We start from the raw sequence: 16,468 nt of genomic DNA on the forward strand, positions 1-16,468 counted from the left end.
CGAGAAGGAAGTCGTACGCCGCCAGCCCTTCGCGCATGTGAAGATGACGCTGGCCGCCAACCATGTGGCGACCGAGGACTATCCGGACTTCGATCCCCTGGCGATCTTTTCCGCCGATGAGCCGCAGCCCGCCCCGCAAAGCCGCACCGGCGCGCTTTACGGCTCCGATGTCGAATCCGAAGTCAGCCTGAAGACAATTCCCTTCCCGACCGGCAAGACCAGCATGAAGATGGCGGCCGGCCTGTCGCTCGAGGAGGTCGAAGAGAATGTGCGCTCCAACGGCTCGGTGCTGACGGATGGCAACACGCAGCTTGCAGCCCTCTATTACGTCGATCCCCGTCGTTTCTCTAATGAGGATGCCGATGTCGATCTAACCGCCGGCCTGTCTGCCCGCGTGCTCGAACAGAACATGACGGTCTCCGCATCGGAATCGATCACACCGCAGACCGAAGAATTCGCCGACGACATCCTGCCGGTGCGCGTCGACACGCCGATCGCCAAGGCGCTGACGGATTCAGGCTATCCGCAGCAATATGCCGATGGCATTGCCGGTTTTATCTCGCAGCAACTGGGTTCCACCGATCTCGACAAGGGCGACGTGTTGCGCATCGGTATCATTCAGAAGGGCGAACAGGCAAAGATCATCCGCGCCAGCGTCTATCGCGGCACCCGCCATCTCGTCACCGTTGCTGTTGACGACAAAGGCAGATACGTGCCCGGAAGCGAGCCGCCGATGCTGGATGCCATCGCCACCGCCTTCGATGACAATTCCTTCGCGCCGCCGCCCGGCCAGAACCTGCCGCGCGTCTATGACGGCATCTATCGCGCCGCCCTTTCCTACGGCATGACCAAGGATATGACGGCGCTGATCATCAAGCTGCTTGCCAGCAATGTCGATTTCCAGGCGCAGCTGCGGTCGACCGACAGTCTCGAGGCCTTCTTCTCCGTCGCCGATAGCGCCGGCCAGGCAACCGAGGATTCCGAACTGCTCTACGTCAATGCCCGTTTCGGCGACACGCAGACGCGCTTCTACCGCTTCCAGGACCCCGACGACGGCACGGTCGATTATTTCGACGAGAACGGCAAGAGCATCCGCCAGTTCCTGCTGCGCAATCCGGTTCCGAACGGCATCTTCAAATCCGGCTTCGGCATGCGCCGTCACCCGATCCTCGGTTTCGCCCGCATGCACACCGGCGTCGATTGGGCGGCACCCCGCGGCACGGCGATCATCGCCGCCGGCAACGGAACGGTTGAAAAAGCCGGCTGGGATTCCGGCGGCTACGGCAATCAAACGATCATCCGCCATGCCAACGGCTATGAATCCTCCTACAATCACCAGAGCGCCATCGCCAAGGGCGTCATCCCCGGTGCCAAGATCCGCCAGGGCCAGGTGATCGGCTGGGTCGGAACGACGGGCGAGTCCACCGGACCGCACCTGCATTACGAGCTGATCGTCAACGGCACCAAGGTCGATCCGCTGCGCATCCGCCTGCCGGGCGGCAAATCGCTGCAGGGCGAGGCGCTGGCGAAATTCGAGGACGAGCGCAAGCGCATCGATACGCTGCTGAACAACCAAACGGCGGATCAGGTGGCGAGCAAGTAGCCTCCCGCAAACAAAAATGGCGGCCGAAGCCGCCATTCCCAATTCTCATTCATCGGCCAAACCGGCTTACGCCGCCTCGTTCACCGTCTGCCGCGTCCTGAACTGCAGCCGGTCTGAACCGCTCGTCACCTTCACCGTCGATCCGTCCGGCACCTGGCCGGACAGAATCTGCTCGGCCAGCGGATCCTGCACGAACTTCTGGATCACCCGCTTCAGCGGCCTTGCGCCGTAGACCGGATCGTAACCCTTGTTCGCCAGCCAGTGGCGGGCTTCCTCGTCGAGATCGATGACGATCTTGCGTTCGGACAAGAGCGCCACCAGCCGCTTCAGCTGGATATCGACGATTGCGCCCATCTCCCCACGCTTCAGGCGGTGGAAGAGGATGATCTCATCGATGCGGTTCAGGAATTCCGGCCGGAAATGCCCGCGCACGACCTCCATCACCTGCTCGCGAACCGTGTCGCTGTCGTCACCGTCCGGCAGCTGCGTCAGATATTCGGCGCCGAGGTTCGAAGTCATGATGATCATCGTGTTGCGGAAATCCACCGTCCGGCCCTGGCCGTCGGTCAGGCGTCCGTCGTCCAGCACCTGCAGCAGGATGTTGAAGACGTCGGGATGGGCCTTTTCGATCTCGTCGAACAGCACGACCTGATAGGGCCGGCGGCGCACGGCTTCCGTCAGCGCCCCGCCTTCGTCATAGCCGACATAGCCGGGAGGTGCGCCGATCAGCCGGGCAACGGAGTGTTTCTCCATATATTCCGACATATCCATGCGCACCATCGCCGTCTCGTCGTCGAAGAGGAAACGGGCGAGCGCCTTGGTGAGCTCCGTCTTGCCGACGCCGGTCGGGCCGAGGAAGATGAACGAGCCGATCGGCCGGTTCGGATCCTGCAGGCCGGCGCGGGCGCGGCGGACGGCGCGGGAAACGGCCTGAACCGCATCACCCTGGCCGATCACCGATTTCGCCAGCTCGTCTTCCATCCGCAGCAGCTTGTCGCGTTCGCCCTCCAGCATCCTGTCGACCGGAATGCCGGTCCAGCGGGAAACGACATGGGCGATATTGTCGGGGCTTACCACCTCCTGCACCATCGCGCCGCGTTCGCCATCCTGCTTTTCGGCATCGACGAGCTGCTTTTCGAGATCGGGAATGACGCCGTAGGTCAGCTCGCCGGCACGCTGGAACTCCCCCTTGCGCTGGGCGATCGCCAGTTCGTTGCGGGCATCGTCCAGCTGCTTCTTGAGATCGGCGGCAAGGCCGAGCTTCTGCTTTTCCGCCTGCCAGCGGGCCGTCAGCGCATCGGCCTCTTCTTCGAGACCGGTGAGTTCGGTCTCCAGCCGCTTCAGCCGGTCGGCCGACGCAACGTCGGTTTCCTTCTTCAGCGCCTCGCGCTCGATCTTCAGCTGGATGATGCGACGGTCAAGTTCATCGAGCTCTTCCGGTTTGGAATCCACCTGCATGCGCAACCGCGCCGCCGCCTCGTCCATCAGGTCGATCGCCTTGTCGGGCAGGAAACGGTCGGTGATATAGCGGTTGGAAAGTGTTGCAGCCGCCACCAACGCCGCATCGGCGATGCGCACCTTGTGATGCTGCTCGTATTTTTCCTTCAGGCCGCGCAGGATCGAGATCGTGTCTTCGACCGTCGGTTCGTCGACGACGACGGGCTGGAAGCGGCGGGCAAGGGCCGGATCCTTTTCGACATGTTTGCGATATTCGTCGAGCGTGGTCGCACCGACGCAATGTAGCTCACCGCGGGCAAGGGCGGGTTTCAGCAGGTTGGAAGCGTCCATCGCCCCATCCGCCTTGCCGGCGCCGACCAGCGTGTGCATCTCATCGATGAACAGGATGATTTCGCCGTTTTCTGCCTGGACCTCGTTGAGCACGGCCTTCAGCCGCTCCTCGAATTCGCCGCGATATTTCGCACCGGCAATCAGCGCGCCCATATCGAGCGCCATCAGTTTCTTGTCCTTGAGCGATTCCGGCACGTCACCGTTGACGATGCGCAGCGCCAGGCCCTCGACGATCGCCGTCTTGCCGACGCCGGGTTCGCCGATCAGAACGGGATTGTTCTTGGTGCGGCGCGACAGCACCTGGATCGTGCGGCGAATTTCGTCGTCGCGGCCGATCACCGGGTCGAGCTTGCCCTCGCGGGCTTCGGCGGTGAGATCGCGTGCGAACTTCTTCAGCGAATCGAAACCCTGTTCGGCATTGGAGGAATCCGCCGTCCGCCCCTTGCGGATGTCGTTGATGACCTGGTTGAGGCCCTGGGCCGTCACGCCTGCATTCTTCAGCGTCGAAAAAGTCGAGGCCGAGGATTCGATCGCCAGCGCCTGCAGCAGGCGCTCGACCGTGACGAAGCTGTCGCCGGCCTTCTTCGCCGCCTCTTCGGCGGTTGAAAGCACTTTGGCGAGCGGCTGGGCCAGATAGATATTGCCGTTGCCGCCTGATATTTTCGGCAGCTTGGCAAGGGCCGCGTCATTGGCCAGGCGGGCAGCCTTGGCATCGCCGCCGGCGCGCTCGATCAGCGACGCCGCCATGCCCTGATCGTCGTCGAGCAGGACTTTCAGCACATGTTCGGGCGTGAACTGCTGGTGACCCTGCGCCAGCGCATAGGTCTGCGCCGACTGGATGAAGCCGCGCACCCGCTCGGAATATTTCTCGATATTCATATTCTACCTCCATGGATCGCCCTGCCCTGACGAGGCACAGACCGATGATTGAGATCGACCCCCTGAAAAGGCAGGCCGCGCTTGGCCCGTAAGGGATTCGGGCGAAGCAGTTCGAGGAGAATATGGTAGGCTGTGCTACGAGTTTAAAGAGCCCGTAAAAAATGAAAATCCCCGACGCGAGGCCGGGGATTTTCAAGGCAATTCTGAAGATGGCATGACCTTCCGCTCTCCCCCGAAGGAGAGGCAAAATCCTCATTCCGATGCAGCGTCAGCCAGTACAGGCGCCTCGCCAGAGGCACCCTCGCCTTCAGCTGCTTCGCCTTCTGCGCCGCGGCGCGGGCGACGGGGACGGCTGCCGGTGGCGCGACGGCGGGGCTGGCGCTCGCGCGGCTGACCGCCCGAGCCTTCCTCGTCCATGGCGACTTCGGCCGGAATGCCTTCGATCTCCGGTTGCGGGCCGGTTCCGTCGATGACCTCGGCCTGGGGCACCGCCGGCGCGGGAGCGGGAGCCGGCTGGGACCGGGACTCGGGCTGCGGCCGCGACTGATGCTGCCTGTTCTGCGGCGGCTGGACGATGACGACATCATCACCGTCATTGTCGTTGTTATCGATGTCGTCGCCGTCGCGGTCCGCGGCGTCATTGTATTCGCCGCGATCGTCGCGCTGGAAACGTTCCTGCATCTGCGCCTGGGCGCTGGCAATGATCCGATTGTAGTGTTCGGCGTGCTGGAGATAATTCTCGGCAATCACGCGGTCGCCGGAGCTTTGAGCGTCGCGGGCGAGCTGCGCGTATTTTTCGGCGATATGTTGGGCAGTGCCGCGAATCTTCACATCGGGGCCGGAGCTGTCATAGGTTCGGGTCAGCGGATTGCCGCCCTTGCGGTTGAAATTGTTGTTATTGTTATTTCCGCCGCCGCCGCCGTTGTTATTATTGTTACCACGCCCTCGACCGCGCTTGTTCTGCTGTCCTGGCCTCATAGATCGTTCACCTGAATTCTCTGTTTGTGATGGATACATGGCACCAACCGCCATGACCGAAAAGCGGGTCAGGACCTTTGTGCCGCGAGCATACTGCGCCTTTGCGCCGACCTGCCGCTTGGTTCTCAAGTCAGATTGACTGATTCACGCATTGGGTCGTGTTCAACCGTTGAAACTCTCGTTTAAAAGAGCGGACCCCCGAGGCAAACCAAGTACCGAACGAATCTCGTTCATTCCTATCTGCCCAACACGTGACCGCAACCTATATCGCTTCCCTGGGAAATCCAAGCCTTTTCTTCGCAATAACAATAATGTCGTGTTCAATGCAGCAATTATCGCCTGTCACACGAGCGCGAACACGAGCACCCTGTCGTTCTGACCATAATCTTTTACGGATTTGAGGCACTTGAAGCCTTTCGCTTCGAAGATCGCCGTCACATCGTTTCGCTGATCGTAGCCGATTTCCAGTCCGAGAACCCCATCGGGCCTCATGAACCTTGCCGCATCCTTGGCTATGGCTTTATAGGCGTCAAGCCCATCCGGGCCGCCATCCAGAGCCGCAACCGGATCAAATTTCATCACTTCGGGAGCGAGATCGTGAATGACATTGGAAGCAATATAGGGCGGATTTGAGACAATCACGTGAAAGGAACCCTGGATGCTCTCGAACCATCTCGATTGTATGGCCTCAAAACGATCCTGTAATCCGTTTCTTTCTGCATTCGATCTTGCCGTCTGAAGTGCATCCGCCGATATGTCGCTGCCGATACCTGACGCCTCCGGACACTCGCTCAAAAGCGCAAGGCATATCGCCCCGGTCCCGGTTCCTATATCAAGAATATGGAGATCGTCTTGCGCCTTTGCAAGGTCCTTGAGATAGGCAAGCACCGTATCGACCAGGATTTCCGTATCCGGCCGCGGTTCCAGCGTTTCCTCCGAGAGCCGCAACGGAAGCCCATAGAATTCCCGCTCCCCGAGAATGCGATGCACCGGCTCGTGGCCGAGCCGCCGTTCCACCGCCTTGTAAATCGCCTCGGCCTGCTCGGAAGAAAGCCGCGCCGCCGATCGCGTCAACAGCTCGGTCGGCGACAGTTTCAGAAGACCTGCAACAAGCAGACGCGCGTCGGTCGCCGGATCGACGATACCTGCTTCGGTGAAGCGGCGGCGCGCTTCGGCAAGCGTGTCGGCGACCGTCGAGCTCATTGTTGCTCGCCGAGCTGCGCCAGCTGGCTTGCCTGGTAATCGGCCATCAACGCATCGACGACCTCCTCGATCTCGCCTTCCATCATCCGGTCGAGTTTATAGAGCGTCAGATTGATGCGATGGTCGGTCACCCGCCCCTGCGGGAAATTATAGGTTCGGATACGTTCAGAGCGGTCGCCGGAGCCGACCTGGCTCTTGCGGTCGGCCGAACGCTCGCTGTCGGCCCTCTGCCGCTCGGCATCATAGAGCCTGGAGCGCAGCACCTGCATCGCCTTGGCGCGGTTCTGGTGCTGTGATTTTTCCGAGCTGGTGACGACGATGCCGCTCGGCAAGTGGGTGATGCGCACCGCCGAGTCCGTCGTATTGACATGCTGGCCGCCCGCGCCCGAAGAGCGCATCGTGTCGATACGGATATCCTCCGGCCGGATCTCGATGTCGATCTCCTCGGCCTCCGGCAGCACGGCCACCGTTGCGGCCGACGTATGGATGCGCCCGCCCGCCTCGGTTTCCGGCACACGCTGCACGCGATGCACGCCGGATTCAAATTTCAGCTTGGCGAAGACGCCCCTGCCGGTGATCGTCGCGATGATTTCCTTGTAGCCGCCGGCTTCACCCTCGCTCGCCGACAGCACCTCCGCCTTCCAGCCCTTCTCCGCTGCAAACCGCTCATACATGCGAAACAGATCGCCGGCAAAAAGGGCGGCTTCCGACCCGCCCGTGCCGGCGCGGATTTCGAGAATCGCGCTCCTTTCGTCTGCCGCGTCCTTCGGCAGAAGCAGGATCTGCATCTCCTGCTCGAGCGCCTCGATTTGCCCCTTCACCTCGGGCAGTTCCAGCTCCGCAAGGCCGCGCATCTCGCGGTCGACCGACTTGTCTTCGAGCAGGGTTTCGAGATCGGCAAGCTCGGCAATCGCCTTCTCATAGGCGCGGATCTTCGTCACCACGGGCTGCAGCTCGGAATATTCGGACGCGAGCTTCACATAGACATCGGCGGCAGGACCTGCCGACATGCGCGCCTCGATCTCGCCGAAACGGCGTTCCAGCTCGCGCATCTTTTCAACGGGAAGCTTCGCCACCCTTCACTCCGATTCTTCTTAATCTCTGTCTAAAGGGGAATATTGTGGCTTTCGGCGAAGCGGGCAAGCACCTCGCGCATCGGCATCATGGCATGGACATCGTCCAGCACCTCGTCCATCGCCGTCTTCAGCGCCCCGACATCGAGCCCGAGCAACATTGCCTTCACCGGCCCGATCGAGGCCGGCGACATCGAGATCGAGCGGAAGCCGATGCCGAGCAGCGCCATCGCCGAGATCGGTTTGCTGGCAAGTTCGCCGCAGAGCGTCACCGGCGTCTTGTTCCGCTCCGCCCCGCGTACGATATCGCGCAGGATGCGCAAAAACGGTTTGCCGAGTGGATCGAAGCGGTCCGAGACCCGCGCGTTGCCGCGATCGACGGCCATCGCGAACTGGAAGAGGTCGTTCGAACCGACCGAGACGAAATCGACTGCCTCCATCAGCTCGTCGAGCTGCCACAGCAGTGCGGGCACCTCCAGCATTGCTCCGAATTGCAGCTTGCGCGGCAAGCCGTGGCCGAAGCGCGAGAGATGCTGCACTTCCTTCTGCAACAGCTCGCGCACCATCCTCAATTCGGAAACCTCGGTCACCATCGGCACCATCAGCTTCAGCTCGGTGCCCGCCGATGCCTTCAAGAGGGCGCGCAACTGGGTGCGCAACAATCCCGGCCGGTCGAGCGACAGCCGGATGGCGCGCCAGCCGAGTGCGGGATTTTCCTCCTCATGGCCGCGGAAATACGGCACGACCTTGTCGCCGCCGATATCGAGCGTGCGGAAGGTGACGGCGCGGCCCGCCGCCTGTTTGATCACATTGCGATAGAACTGCTCCTGCTCCTCCGCCTTCGGCATGGTGGAGGCAATCATGAACTGGAGTTCGGTGCGAAAGAGGCCGATGCCCTCGGCGCCCGATTCCGAAAGCTGCGGCAGGTCGACCAGCAACCCCGCATTCATCATCAGCGCGATCCGCTGCCCATCCCGGGTCACCGGCTCGACGGCGCGCAGCGCCCGGAACTGCTCCTGCCGCCTGGCGCGGAAGCGCACCTTTTCCTCGTAGGAACGCCGGTGATCGGCCATCGGCCGCAGATGCACGTGTCCCTCGTCGGCGTCGATGATCACGGCATCGCCGTTCTCGGCAAGCGCCACCACACCCGCTGCCTGGCCGATGACCGGAATGCCCATGGCGCGCGCGACGATCACCACATGGCTTGTCACTGCCCCTTCTTCCAGCACCAGCCCGCGTACGTTGGCGCGGGGATAATCGAGCAGCTCGGCCGCCCCCATGGCGCGCGCCAAGATGATTGCGTCGCTGGGGAAACCTTCGGCGGTCGTCCGCCCGGTATAACCCGTCAACTGCCTGAGCAGCCGGTTCGCCAGATCCTCGAAATCATGCATGCGTTCGCGCAGATAGGGGTCGGTCAACCGCATCATCCGCGCTTTGGTGTCGCTCTGCACCTTTTCGACCGCCGCTTCCGCCGTCAGGCCGTTGCGAATCGCCTCCTCGAGCTTGCGCACCCAGCCCTGGTCATGCGCGAACATGCGATAGGTTTCGAGCACCTCACGGTGTTCGCCTTCCATCGAGACGTCGCGACGCGACAGCATGTCGTCGATCGAGATCCGGAGCGAGCCCATGGCTTCGGCCAGCCGCCGGATTTCCTTCTCGGCATCTTCATTCAGCAGGTTGGTCACGACGATGCGCGGCTCGTGCAGCACGACGTAACCGAGGCCGATGCCGTCATTATAGGTGTCGCCGTCGATCGTCACCGATCGTGTCAGGTCGAGTTCGAGGCCTGGCTTGGTGATCTTCTTGAGCTCGCCGGTGGCGATCATCTCGGCAAGCACCATCGCCGTCGTTTCGAGCGCTTCCACCTCCTCGTCGCGATAGTTGCGGCTCGCCTTGTTCTGCACGACGAGAACGCCAAGCGAGCGGCCGGTCCTGAGGATCGGCACGCCGAGGAAGGAATGGTAGATTTCTTCGCCCGTTTCCGGCAGATAGCGGAACGCCGGATGCGACTGCGCGTCGGAGAGGTTCAGCGGCTGCGCCGAAGCGGCGATCGTACCGACGAGGCCCTGCCCCATCTTCAGCTGCGCCAGGTGCACGGCCTCTCGGTTGAGGCCTTCAGTCGCGTAGAGTTCGAGAACGCCGTCGGCGCGCAGCACATAGACGGAGCAAACCTCCGCCACCATGTTGCCGGCGATCTGGCGGACGATCCGGTCAAGACGATCCTGCGGCTCCAGCGGCTCTGCCATCAACTCGCGCAGCCGCCTGAGCAGCACGCGCGGACCGCCGGAAAGGTCTCTCATGGCGTCTCAAGCTCCCGAAACAACGCACTCAGTCGCGGCAGGCCTGCCTTCGTCTCCTCAACCTGAAGGGGCAGGCAGGCCGCTGGGAATCAATTCTTATCCAGACCGTAGCAGGAATGCAAAGTCCTGACAGCGAGTTCTGCATAAGGACCGTCGATCAGGATGGAAATCTTGATCTCGGAGGTGGTGATCGCCTTGATGTTGATGCCTTTTTCAGCAAGTGCACGAAACGCGGTCGCAGCGACGCCCGCATGGCTGCGCATGCCGATGCCGATGACCGACACTTTCACCAGCCCTGATTCGTTCTGCACGACATCGTAGCCGATCTTCTCCTTATGGTCGCCGAGCACCTTGATCGCTTTCTCCACGTCGCCGGACGGCACGGTGAAGGTCATGTCGGTCTTCGACCCGTCCTCGGAGATATTCTGGACGATCATGTCGACATTGATATGGGATTCGGCGAGCGGCCCGAAGATCGCCGCGGAAACGCCCGGCCGGTCGGCAAGACGGCGAAGCGAGATCTGAGCCTCATCCTTGGCATAGGCGATGCCGGTGACTACTTCCTGTTCCACGATTTCATCCTCGTCACAAATCAGCGTTCCGGGCGGGTTTAGCAGATCGCCCATGCCCGGAGCATCGGGATCTTCGAATGACGAGCGCACGAAGGTGCGCACCTTGTGCACCATGGCAAGCTCGACCGAGCGCACCTGCAACACCTTGGCGCCGAGCGAGGCCATTTCAAGCATTTCCTCGAAGGCGATCTTCTTCAGCCTGCGCGCCTTCGGCACGATGCGCGGGTCGGTCGTATAAACGCCGTCGACATCGGTATAGATATCGCAGCGATCCGCTTTGACAGCCGCCGCGATGGCGACGGCCGAAGTATCCGACCCGCCGCGCCCGAGCGTCGCGAGGCGGTTGTCAGGACCCAATCCCTGGAAGCCGGCGATGACGGCAACCTGCCCCTCGCCCATGCGTTTGACGATGTCGGAGCCGTCGATTTCCAGGATGCGCGCCGCGCCATGGGCGTTGTCGGTCTGGATCGGAATCTGCCATCCCTGCCAGGAACGCGCATTAATATCCATCGCCTGCAAGGCGATCGCCAGCAGCCCCGAGGTCACCTGCTCGCCGGAGGCGACCACCGCATCATATTCGCGCGCATCATAAAACGGAGAATTGGCGCCGATCACCTTCGGCATGCCCTGCACCCAGCTGACCAGCTCATTGGTTTTGCCGGACATGGCCGAGACCACCACCGCCACCTCGTGGCCGGCGTCGACTTCACGTTTCACATGGCGGGCAACGTTCTTGATGCGGTCCAGGTCAGCGACGGACGTGCCGCCGAATTTCATTACGATACGTGCCATATGCCTCTACCACGACTGGCGCCGGAAACGGAAACCCGGACCCGGCATCACGAAAGCTCTGGGGCGGACCGCTTGGCGAAAGAGCCGGATTCCCATTTTTTGGAACCGCTCTAAAAGCCCAGGCCCTGAAGGCCCCAAGTTGCGGCGTCTCTTAGCGAGTTTGGCGGGGGGAGGCAAGCGCGCGATAAAAGCAATCGCCGGGCGTCTGCGCCTTCGTCAGGTGGCCGATACCCACGCCCCTTGACTTATGCCCCCGATCATCCGACTTCACTTGTCACGAACGAAGGAGTGGACGATGACGGAAACCGCCAGAAGCACGATCGACCAGGGCGAAGTGGACCGCTTCTCGGCGATGGCGGCGGAATGGTGGAGCCCGACCGGCAAGTTCAGGCCGCTGCACAAGTTCAATCCCGTCCGTCTCGCCTATATAAGAGACAAGGCCTGCGAGAATTTCAGCCGTGAGCCGAAAAGCGCTCGCCCGCTCGAGGGCCTGCGCGTCCTCGATATCGGTTGCGGCGGCGGCCTCCTGTCCGAACCTGTCGCGCGCATGGGCGCCTCTGTCGTCGGTGCCGATCCCTCCGAAAAGAATATCGGCATAGCCTCGACCCATGCGAAATCCTCCGGCGTTTCAGTCGACTATCGCGCTGTCACCGCCGAGGCGCTTGCCGAGGCCGGCGAAACCTTCGATATCGTCTTGAACATGGAAGTGGTCGAACATGTCGCCGACGTCGAATTCTTCATGGCGACCTGCGCGAAAATGGTCCGCCCCGGCGGCCTGATCTTCGTCGCCACCATCAACCGCACAATGAAGGCGGCAGCCCTTGCCATCTTCGCTGCCGAAAACATCCTGCGCTGGCTGCCGCGCGGTACCCATCAATATGAAAAGCTGGTGCGTCCGGAAGAGTTGGAAAAGCCGCTGGCGGCAAGTGGCCTCGAGATTACCGACCGTACAGGGGTCTTCTTCAATCCGCTGTCGAACCAGTGGAACCTGTCCAAGGATATGGACGTGAACTATATGCTGCTGGCCAAGCGGCCTGCATAGCTTTCAACGGCAATAAGCCGACTACACTTTCAGCATTTGAATGCAGGCAAGCAGATCCTTTTGGGTTTCCGCGTTGCAAGCGGCAAGTTCCTTGACTCGATCGCGATCGATTGTCGTCTTCGCTCCGTCTGGCCGATGAAGCCCCAGGCCGGGCGGCGGCTTCGAAATTCAAGGGCTCGCGCAGAACGAAGCCTTCAACCGTTTCGCTTCGGCAGGTGCAACGTGCAGGCCGAAATTGTAGAAGGCCAGACGCGCGGAAGGCATTTCAGTTCACATCCTCGGGCAGAACAGGGATGGCGGCGATCTCGATGCCCTCTTCCACGAGCGCCTGCGCCTCATTGAGCGTCGCCTGACCGATGATGCCGCGGGCGTCCGCCTCGCCATAATGGATCTTGCGGGCCTCCTCGGGAAACTTCGCGCCGACATCCTCGGAATTGGCCTTGACGGCCGCAACGGCCTCTTTCAGTTTTTGCAGGGCCTCCTGGCGCATGACATCCATCGCCAGCGTCTGCCTCTCGTCCTTTTTCCGCGCCGTCGACACCGAAGGCGCCATCAGCAGCTTGGACACGGCGGCGGAATGGCAGACCGGGCAGGTCAGGAAACCAGTCGCAACCTGGCGGTCGAAATCGGCGCTTTCAGAAAACCAGCCTTCGAATTCATGGGCATTGTCACAGGTGAGGGAATAACGGATCAAGCGGCAACGCCTCCTGCGACTTCCCCCGCAATCCTCTCGACCGAAAATTCCCGGCCATTCCTCAGGTTCGGGATCTTGTCATGCGCGGCCTTGACCGCGCCGGGATCGATCTCGGCGACGATGACCGCCTCGCCGGTGGCGCCGGCCGACGCCAGCACCGTGCCCCAGGGGTCGATGATCATCGAATGGCCGAAGGTCTCGCGTCCGTCCTCGTGCCGGCCAGCCTGCGCGGCGGCAATGAGGAAGACACCGTTCTCGATGGCGCGGGCCCTGAGCAGGATCTCCCAATGCGCCTCGCCGGTCTGCTTGGTGAACGCGGCCGGAACCGTCATCACCTCGGCGCCGGCAACCGCTTGGGCGCGGAAGAGCGCGGGAAAACGCACGTCGTAGCAGATCGCAAAGCCCATTTCGGCAAAGGGCAGTGAGAGGACGCGGGCCTCCGAGCCGGCGGTGTAGGCCGCACTTTCACGCCAGCTTTCGCCATTGTCGAGATCGACGTCGAACATATGGATCTTGTCGTAGCGATTGAGGATTCGGCCATCGGGACCGAACAGAAAGCCGCGATTGGCGATCTTGCCGTCCGCAAGGGCAATCGCCGTCGAGCCGACATGCATGTAAATGCCGAGTTCGGCGGCGAGATCGGAGCCGGTCTTGACGATGATGTCGTGCGTCTCGTCGGCGAGCACGGCGCGCGCCGCCGCGCGGTCGCGCTGCAGCATGCCGGTCATCTCGGGCGTCTGCACATAGGTCGCGCCCTCGGCGGCGGCTTCACGCACAAGCCGCGCCATGGCGGCGGCATTCTTCACCGGATCGACCCCGGAACACATCTGGATGGCGGCGGCCTTGAAGCTCATCGGTTCGTCCTCAGGCCGCCAGCATCGGATCGAGCTTGCCGGCCCGATCGAGTGCAAAGAGATCGTCGCAACCGCCGACATGATCGACGCCGATGAAGATCTGCGGAAAGGTGGTGCGCCCGTTCGACTTGCCGATCATCTCCTGGCGAAGATCCGGCGAGTAGGTGGCGTCGTGCTCGACATATTCGACGCCCTTTTCTTCGAGCAGGGACTTGGCGCGGCTGCAATAGCCGCAAAACTGCCGTGTATAGATGGTGACGGGTACCATGATCTCTCCAGACCGATGCCGAGTATTTCTGTCATATAGGCTCGGACAGAGCCCTTGCAAAGGTCAAAACCGTTATCTCGGCCGCCCCCGCCTTGCGCAATGTCCGGCTTGCTGCAGCGACCGTCGCCCCTGTTGTATAGACGTCGTCGACAAGAACGATGCGCTTGCCGAAAATGTCGTTTTCGCAACCCTTGGCAATCGCGAAAGCGCCCCTGACATTATCTTCGCGCGCCTTCGCGCCGAGGCCGACCTGCTGGCTCGTGCGCTTGACGCGGATAAGCGTGGCTGCAAGCAGCGGCTTGCCCGAAAGCCTTGCCATATGGCGGGCAAGCTCGGCTGCCTGGTTGAACTTGCGCGCCAGCATGCGGGTACGGTGCAGCGGCACCGGGATCAGCGCATCGCAGCTTTCGACCGTCCCGTCGGAGGCGCGCAGCATCCAGGCGGCCATCATCGGCGCCAGATCGGTGCGATCGCGATATTTCAGCCCATGAACGAGATCGCGGGCCGCATGGTCGTGGGTCGCAGCCGACCGCAGCCGGTCGAAAGGCGGCGGGTGGGCGATCGCCTCGGCGCTGAGGATGCCGGCACCGAGATCGTGCGAGAAGGGAATGCCGAGCACTTCGCAATAGGGCCGTTCGATGAAGCGGATGCCGGACCAGCACTTTGCGCAGAGCCCGCGATGGCCGCCTGTGGAAATACCGCAGACCGAACAGGCTGGCGGATAAAAGAAATCGGCAAGCGCCGAAAACGGCCGCAAGAGATGCGTCCGCAAGACCTTTGACGGACTTTCGAAATCGATCGGCCCCATGCCAACGAGGCTAGCGCATAATCTCGAAAAGGAAAATCGTCTTGCCGCTTAAACCGTGCGGGACTAAGGACATCGCCATGGAAACGATTTTCGACAAGGCCCTGATCGCCGCGCATCGCCATCGCGCGCTTGTCAACAACGACCCGAAAGCCGCCTTCCTGCTCAACATCGCCGCTGAAGAAATGGCCGAGCGGCTTGCGGTCGTCGAGCGGACCTTCGAGACCGCCGTCGAACTGCATGGCGCAACGGGGGCTGCCGCCCATGCCGCGCTGGCGACGGGCAAGATCGGCACGATGATCCGGGTCGAGAGCGAGAGGGCCTATGCAATCCCGGGAGAAACCCTGATTGAGGCGCCGCTCGAGGACGTGCCGCTCGAACCGCAATCGGCCAATCTCATCCTTGCGCCGCTCAGCCTGCATCTGACCAACGATACGCCTGGCGTCTTCATCCAGATCCGTCGCGCCCTGAAGCCGGACGGCCTGTTCCTGGCTGCGATCCCCGGCGCCGGCACGCTGCAGGAATTGCGCGACGTGCTGCTGGCCGCCGAGGTCGAGATGACAGGTGGAGCAAGCCCGCGCGTCATCCCCTTCGCCGATGTGCGCGATGTCGGCAGCCTGATGCAGCGCGGCGGCTTCGCGCTGCCGGTGATCGATGCAGAGAACTACACGGTACGATATGATTCGCTCTTTCCGCTGATGCGGGATCTGAGAGCGATGGGCATGAGCAATCCGCTTGCGGCCCGCGGCCGGATGCCGCTGACGCGCGCCTTCTTCCTGCGCGCGGCCGAAATCTACGCCGAGCGTTATTCCGATCCCGACGGACGCATCCGCGCGACCTTTTCGATCATCTATGTCTCGGGATGGGCGCCGCACGAGAGCCAGCAAAAGCCGCTCCAGCCGGGCTCGGCCAAGGCGCGCCTTGCCGATGCGCTGAAGGTGGAAGAGCACAAGCTCAGGCAGTAAACGCCCACAGCTTCTTCAATTCGCAGGCAGATTGTTGTTGATCACGTTGAAGACGTTCTGCAGGGCATTGGTAAAAAAGCCCAGACCCGAGATGAGCGCGGTGCAAATGATCGCGGCGATGAGACCATATTCGATCGCCGTCGCCCCTCTGTTATCCGCAAAAAATGCTTTCAAAAGACGCATTACCCCAACCTTTAGCGCGAAGACGACAAACGACCATTCCACGACCATCGGGCGATGGCCGGCACTTTCAGCAACCGGCGCCGACGCCGTAGCCCTGGACGACGCAGACCGAGCCGGGCGTATCCTGGAGGACGCTGCGGCGGATCGTATAACGCTTGCCGCTTTCGTTCTTCGGGATCGATCCTGTCGTCATCGTGTCGAATTCAACCGGCGCGCTGGCAAAGACGCTCTTCTTCGAGGAATCCGCAAGCATCGGCGTCAAGATGAGCGTCAGCGCCACCACTGCCGTGCCGAACAAAAGGGCGATATTGAGCGCACCCGTCCTGCGCGAGGCAGACGAAACCCGTTCCTTTTCCCGGACAGCTTTCCAGAAATCATCGTCCATGACGTCAAGCCTTTTAATACACGCACGCCAGATGCTTGATTGAGGCCGATCTTTGGCAGAAGGTGTTAAACGATCCATTAATAT

Annotated in this window: 15 protein-coding genes (1 of these 15 running past the window's edge); 3 read left to right on the top strand and 12 right to left on the bottom strand. The window is 61.9% G+C overall.

Annotation, left to right across the window (positions count from 1 at the left end; genetic code table 11):
* A protein-coding gene (locus QMO82_RS20640) for a M23 family metallopeptidase (RefSeq protein WP_183610616.1) crosses the window boundary here: on the top strand, positions 1 to 1,603 show its 3' portion. 338 nt of this gene lie to the left of the window's left edge; the window shows 1,603 of its 1,941 coding nt (coding positions 339-1,941); its start codon lies beyond the left edge, outside the window; it ends in the stop codon at positions 1,601 to 1,603.
* 66 nt (positions 1,604 to 1,669) lie between these two features.
* Here QMO82_RS20640 and clpB read toward each other — a convergent pair whose 3' ends face one another.
* The 6 genes from clpB to QMO82_RS20670 form a co-directional block, all read right to left on the bottom strand.
* Complete coding sequence (clpB, locus tag QMO82_RS20645) at positions 1,670 to 4,270, bottom strand: ATP-dependent chaperone ClpB (RefSeq protein WP_183610615.1); 2,601 nt, start codon at positions 4,268 to 4,270, stop codon at positions 1,670 to 1,672.
* A 252-nt stretch (positions 4,271 to 4,522) separates the two neighbouring features.
* A complete protein-coding gene (locus QMO82_RS20650; protein WP_183610614.1) occupies positions 4,523 to 5,248 on the bottom strand; it encodes a DUF4167 domain-containing protein in 726 nt (241 codons plus the stop codon).
* Between the two features lie 342 nt (positions 5,249 to 5,590).
* Positions 5,591 to 6,451, bottom strand: coding sequence for a peptide chain release factor N(5)-glutamine methyltransferase (gene prmC / locus QMO82_RS20655; protein WP_183610613.1), 861 nt, complete (start codon positions 6,449 to 6,451; stop codon positions 5,591 to 5,593).
* A complete protein-coding gene (prfA, locus tag QMO82_RS20660) occupies positions 6,448 to 7,527 on the bottom strand; it encodes a peptide chain release factor 1 (protein ID WP_183610612.1) in 1,080 nt (359 codons plus the stop codon). The genes prmC and prfA overlap by 4 nt, the downstream gene beginning before the upstream one ends.
* A 29-nt stretch (positions 7,528 to 7,556) precedes the next feature.
* Entirely contained in the window at positions 7,557 to 9,824 is a 2,268-nt protein-coding gene (gene ptsP, locus QMO82_RS20665; RefSeq protein ID WP_183610611.1) for a phosphoenolpyruvate--protein phosphotransferase, read from the bottom strand.
* Between the two features lie 89 nt (positions 9,825 to 9,913).
* A complete protein-coding gene (locus QMO82_RS20670) occupies positions 9,914 to 11,188 on the bottom strand; it encodes an aspartate kinase (protein WP_183610610.1) in 1,275 nt (424 codons plus the stop codon).
* A 295-nt stretch (positions 11,189 to 11,483) separates the two neighbouring features.
* Between QMO82_RS20670 and ubiG the strand changes: the two genes are divergently transcribed.
* Positions 11,484 to 12,230, top strand: coding sequence for a bifunctional 2-polyprenyl-6-hydroxyphenol methylase/3-demethylubiquinol 3-O-methyltransferase UbiG (ubiG, locus tag QMO82_RS20675; RefSeq protein WP_183610609.1), 747 nt, complete (start codon positions 11,484 to 11,486; stop codon positions 12,228 to 12,230).
* A 265-nt stretch (positions 12,231 to 12,495) separates the two neighbouring features.
* On the opposite strand, the gene QMO82_RS20680 is transcribed toward ubiG, so the two are convergent.
* Genes QMO82_RS20680 through QMO82_RS20695 form a run of 4 tightly spaced genes read right to left on the bottom strand, consistent with a single transcriptional unit; the run spans position 12,496 to position 14,854 of the window.
* Positions 12,496 to 12,924 (bottom strand): DUF1178 family protein, encoded by a 429-nt coding sequence (locus QMO82_RS20680; RefSeq protein ID WP_183610608.1) that lies wholly within the window; start codon positions 12,922 to 12,924, stop codon positions 12,496 to 12,498.
* Positions 12,921 to 13,778, bottom strand: a complete 858-nt coding sequence (locus QMO82_RS20685) for a carbon-nitrogen hydrolase family protein (protein WP_183610607.1) — start codon at positions 13,776 to 13,778, stop codon at positions 12,921 to 12,923. The genes QMO82_RS20680 and QMO82_RS20685 overlap by 4 nt, the downstream gene beginning before the upstream one ends.
* 10 nt (positions 13,779 to 13,788) lie before the next feature.
* Positions 13,789 to 14,046: a glutaredoxin 3 gene (grxC, locus tag QMO82_RS20690; RefSeq protein WP_183610606.1), complete on the bottom strand. Its 258-nt coding sequence runs from the start codon at positions 14,044 to 14,046 to the stop codon at positions 13,789 to 13,791.
* 31 nt (positions 14,047 to 14,077) lie between these two features.
* Positions 14,078 to 14,854 (bottom strand): ComF family protein, encoded by a 777-nt coding sequence (locus QMO82_RS20695; protein WP_183610605.1) that lies wholly within the window; start codon positions 14,852 to 14,854, stop codon positions 14,078 to 14,080.
* Positions 14,855 to 14,931: 77 nt separating this feature from the next.
* On the opposite strand from QMO82_RS20695, the gene QMO82_RS20700 reads away from it, so the two are divergent.
* The gene (locus QMO82_RS20700; RefSeq protein ID WP_183610604.1) at positions 14,932 to 15,816 is read left to right on the top strand and encodes a methyltransferase domain-containing protein; all 885 of its coding nucleotides are present in this window, start codon (positions 14,932 to 14,934) and stop codon (positions 15,814 to 15,816) included.
* A gap of 15 nt (positions 15,817 to 15,831) precedes the next feature.
* Here QMO82_RS20700 and QMO82_RS20705 read toward each other — a convergent pair whose 3' ends face one another.
* Both QMO82_RS20705 and QMO82_RS20710 read right to left on the bottom strand, forming a co-directional pair.
* On the bottom strand, positions 15,832 to 15,999 hold the full coding sequence (locus QMO82_RS20705) for a Flp family type IVb pilin (RefSeq protein WP_183610618.1): 168 nt from the start codon (positions 15,997 to 15,999) through the stop codon (positions 15,832 to 15,834).
* A gap of 67 nt (positions 16,000 to 16,066) precedes the next feature.
* Positions 16,067 to 16,384: a hypothetical protein gene (locus QMO82_RS20710; protein WP_183610603.1), complete on the bottom strand. Its 318-nt coding sequence runs from the start codon at positions 16,382 to 16,384 to the stop codon at positions 16,067 to 16,069.
* Positions 16,385 to 16,468 lie beyond the last annotated feature (84 nt).

It is taken from the genome of Rhizobium sp. BT04 (assembly GCF_030053135.1).
Classification (GTDB): Bacteria; Pseudomonadota; Alphaproteobacteria; order Rhizobiales; family Rhizobiaceae; genus Rhizobium; species Rhizobium binxianense.

Excerpts from the sequence above, each read along its gene's own strand:
- clpB (WP_183610615.1), bottom strand. The coding sequence starts at position 4,270 with ATGAATATCGAGAAATATTCCGAGCGGGTGCGCGGCTTCATCCAGTCG.
- QMO82_RS20650 (WP_183610614.1), bottom strand. The coding sequence starts at position 5,248 with ATGAGGCCAGGACAGCAGAACAAGCGCGGTCGAGGGCGTGGTAACAAT.
- prmC (WP_183610613.1), bottom strand. The coding sequence starts at position 6,451 with ATGAGCTCGACGGTCGCCGACACGCTTGCCGAAGCGCGCCGCCGCTTC.
- ptsP (WP_183610611.1), bottom strand. The coding sequence starts at position 9,824 with ATGAGAGACCTTTCCGGCGGTCCGCGCGTGCTGCTCAGGCGGCTGCGC.
- QMO82_RS20670 (WP_183610610.1), bottom strand. The coding sequence starts at position 11,188 with ATGGCACGTATCGTAATGAAATTCGGCGGCACGTCCGTCGCTGACCTG.
- ubiG (WP_183610609.1), top strand. The coding sequence starts at position 11,484 with ATGACGGAAACCGCCAGAAGCACGATCGACCAGGGCGAAGTGGACCGC.
- QMO82_RS20685 (WP_183610607.1), bottom strand. The coding sequence starts at position 13,778 with ATGAGCTTCAAGGCCGCCGCCATCCAGATGTGTTCCGGGGTCGATCCG.
- grxC (WP_183610606.1), bottom strand. The coding sequence starts at position 14,046 with ATGGTACCCGTCACCATCTATACACGGCAGTTTTGCGGCTATTGCAGC.
- QMO82_RS20695 (WP_183610605.1), bottom strand. The coding sequence starts at position 14,854 with ATGGGGCCGATCGATTTCGAAAGTCCGTCAAAGGTCTTGCGGACGCAT.
- QMO82_RS20700 (WP_183610604.1), top strand. The coding sequence starts at position 14,932 with ATGGAAACGATTTTCGACAAGGCCCTGATCGCCGCGCATCGCCATCGC.
- QMO82_RS20705 (WP_183610618.1), bottom strand. The coding sequence starts at position 15,999 with ATGCGTCTTTTGAAAGCATTTTTTGCGGATAACAGAGGGGCGACGGCG.
- QMO82_RS20710 (WP_183610603.1), bottom strand. The coding sequence starts at position 16,384 with ATGGACGATGATTTCTGGAAAGCTGTCCGGGAAAAGGAACGGGTTTCG.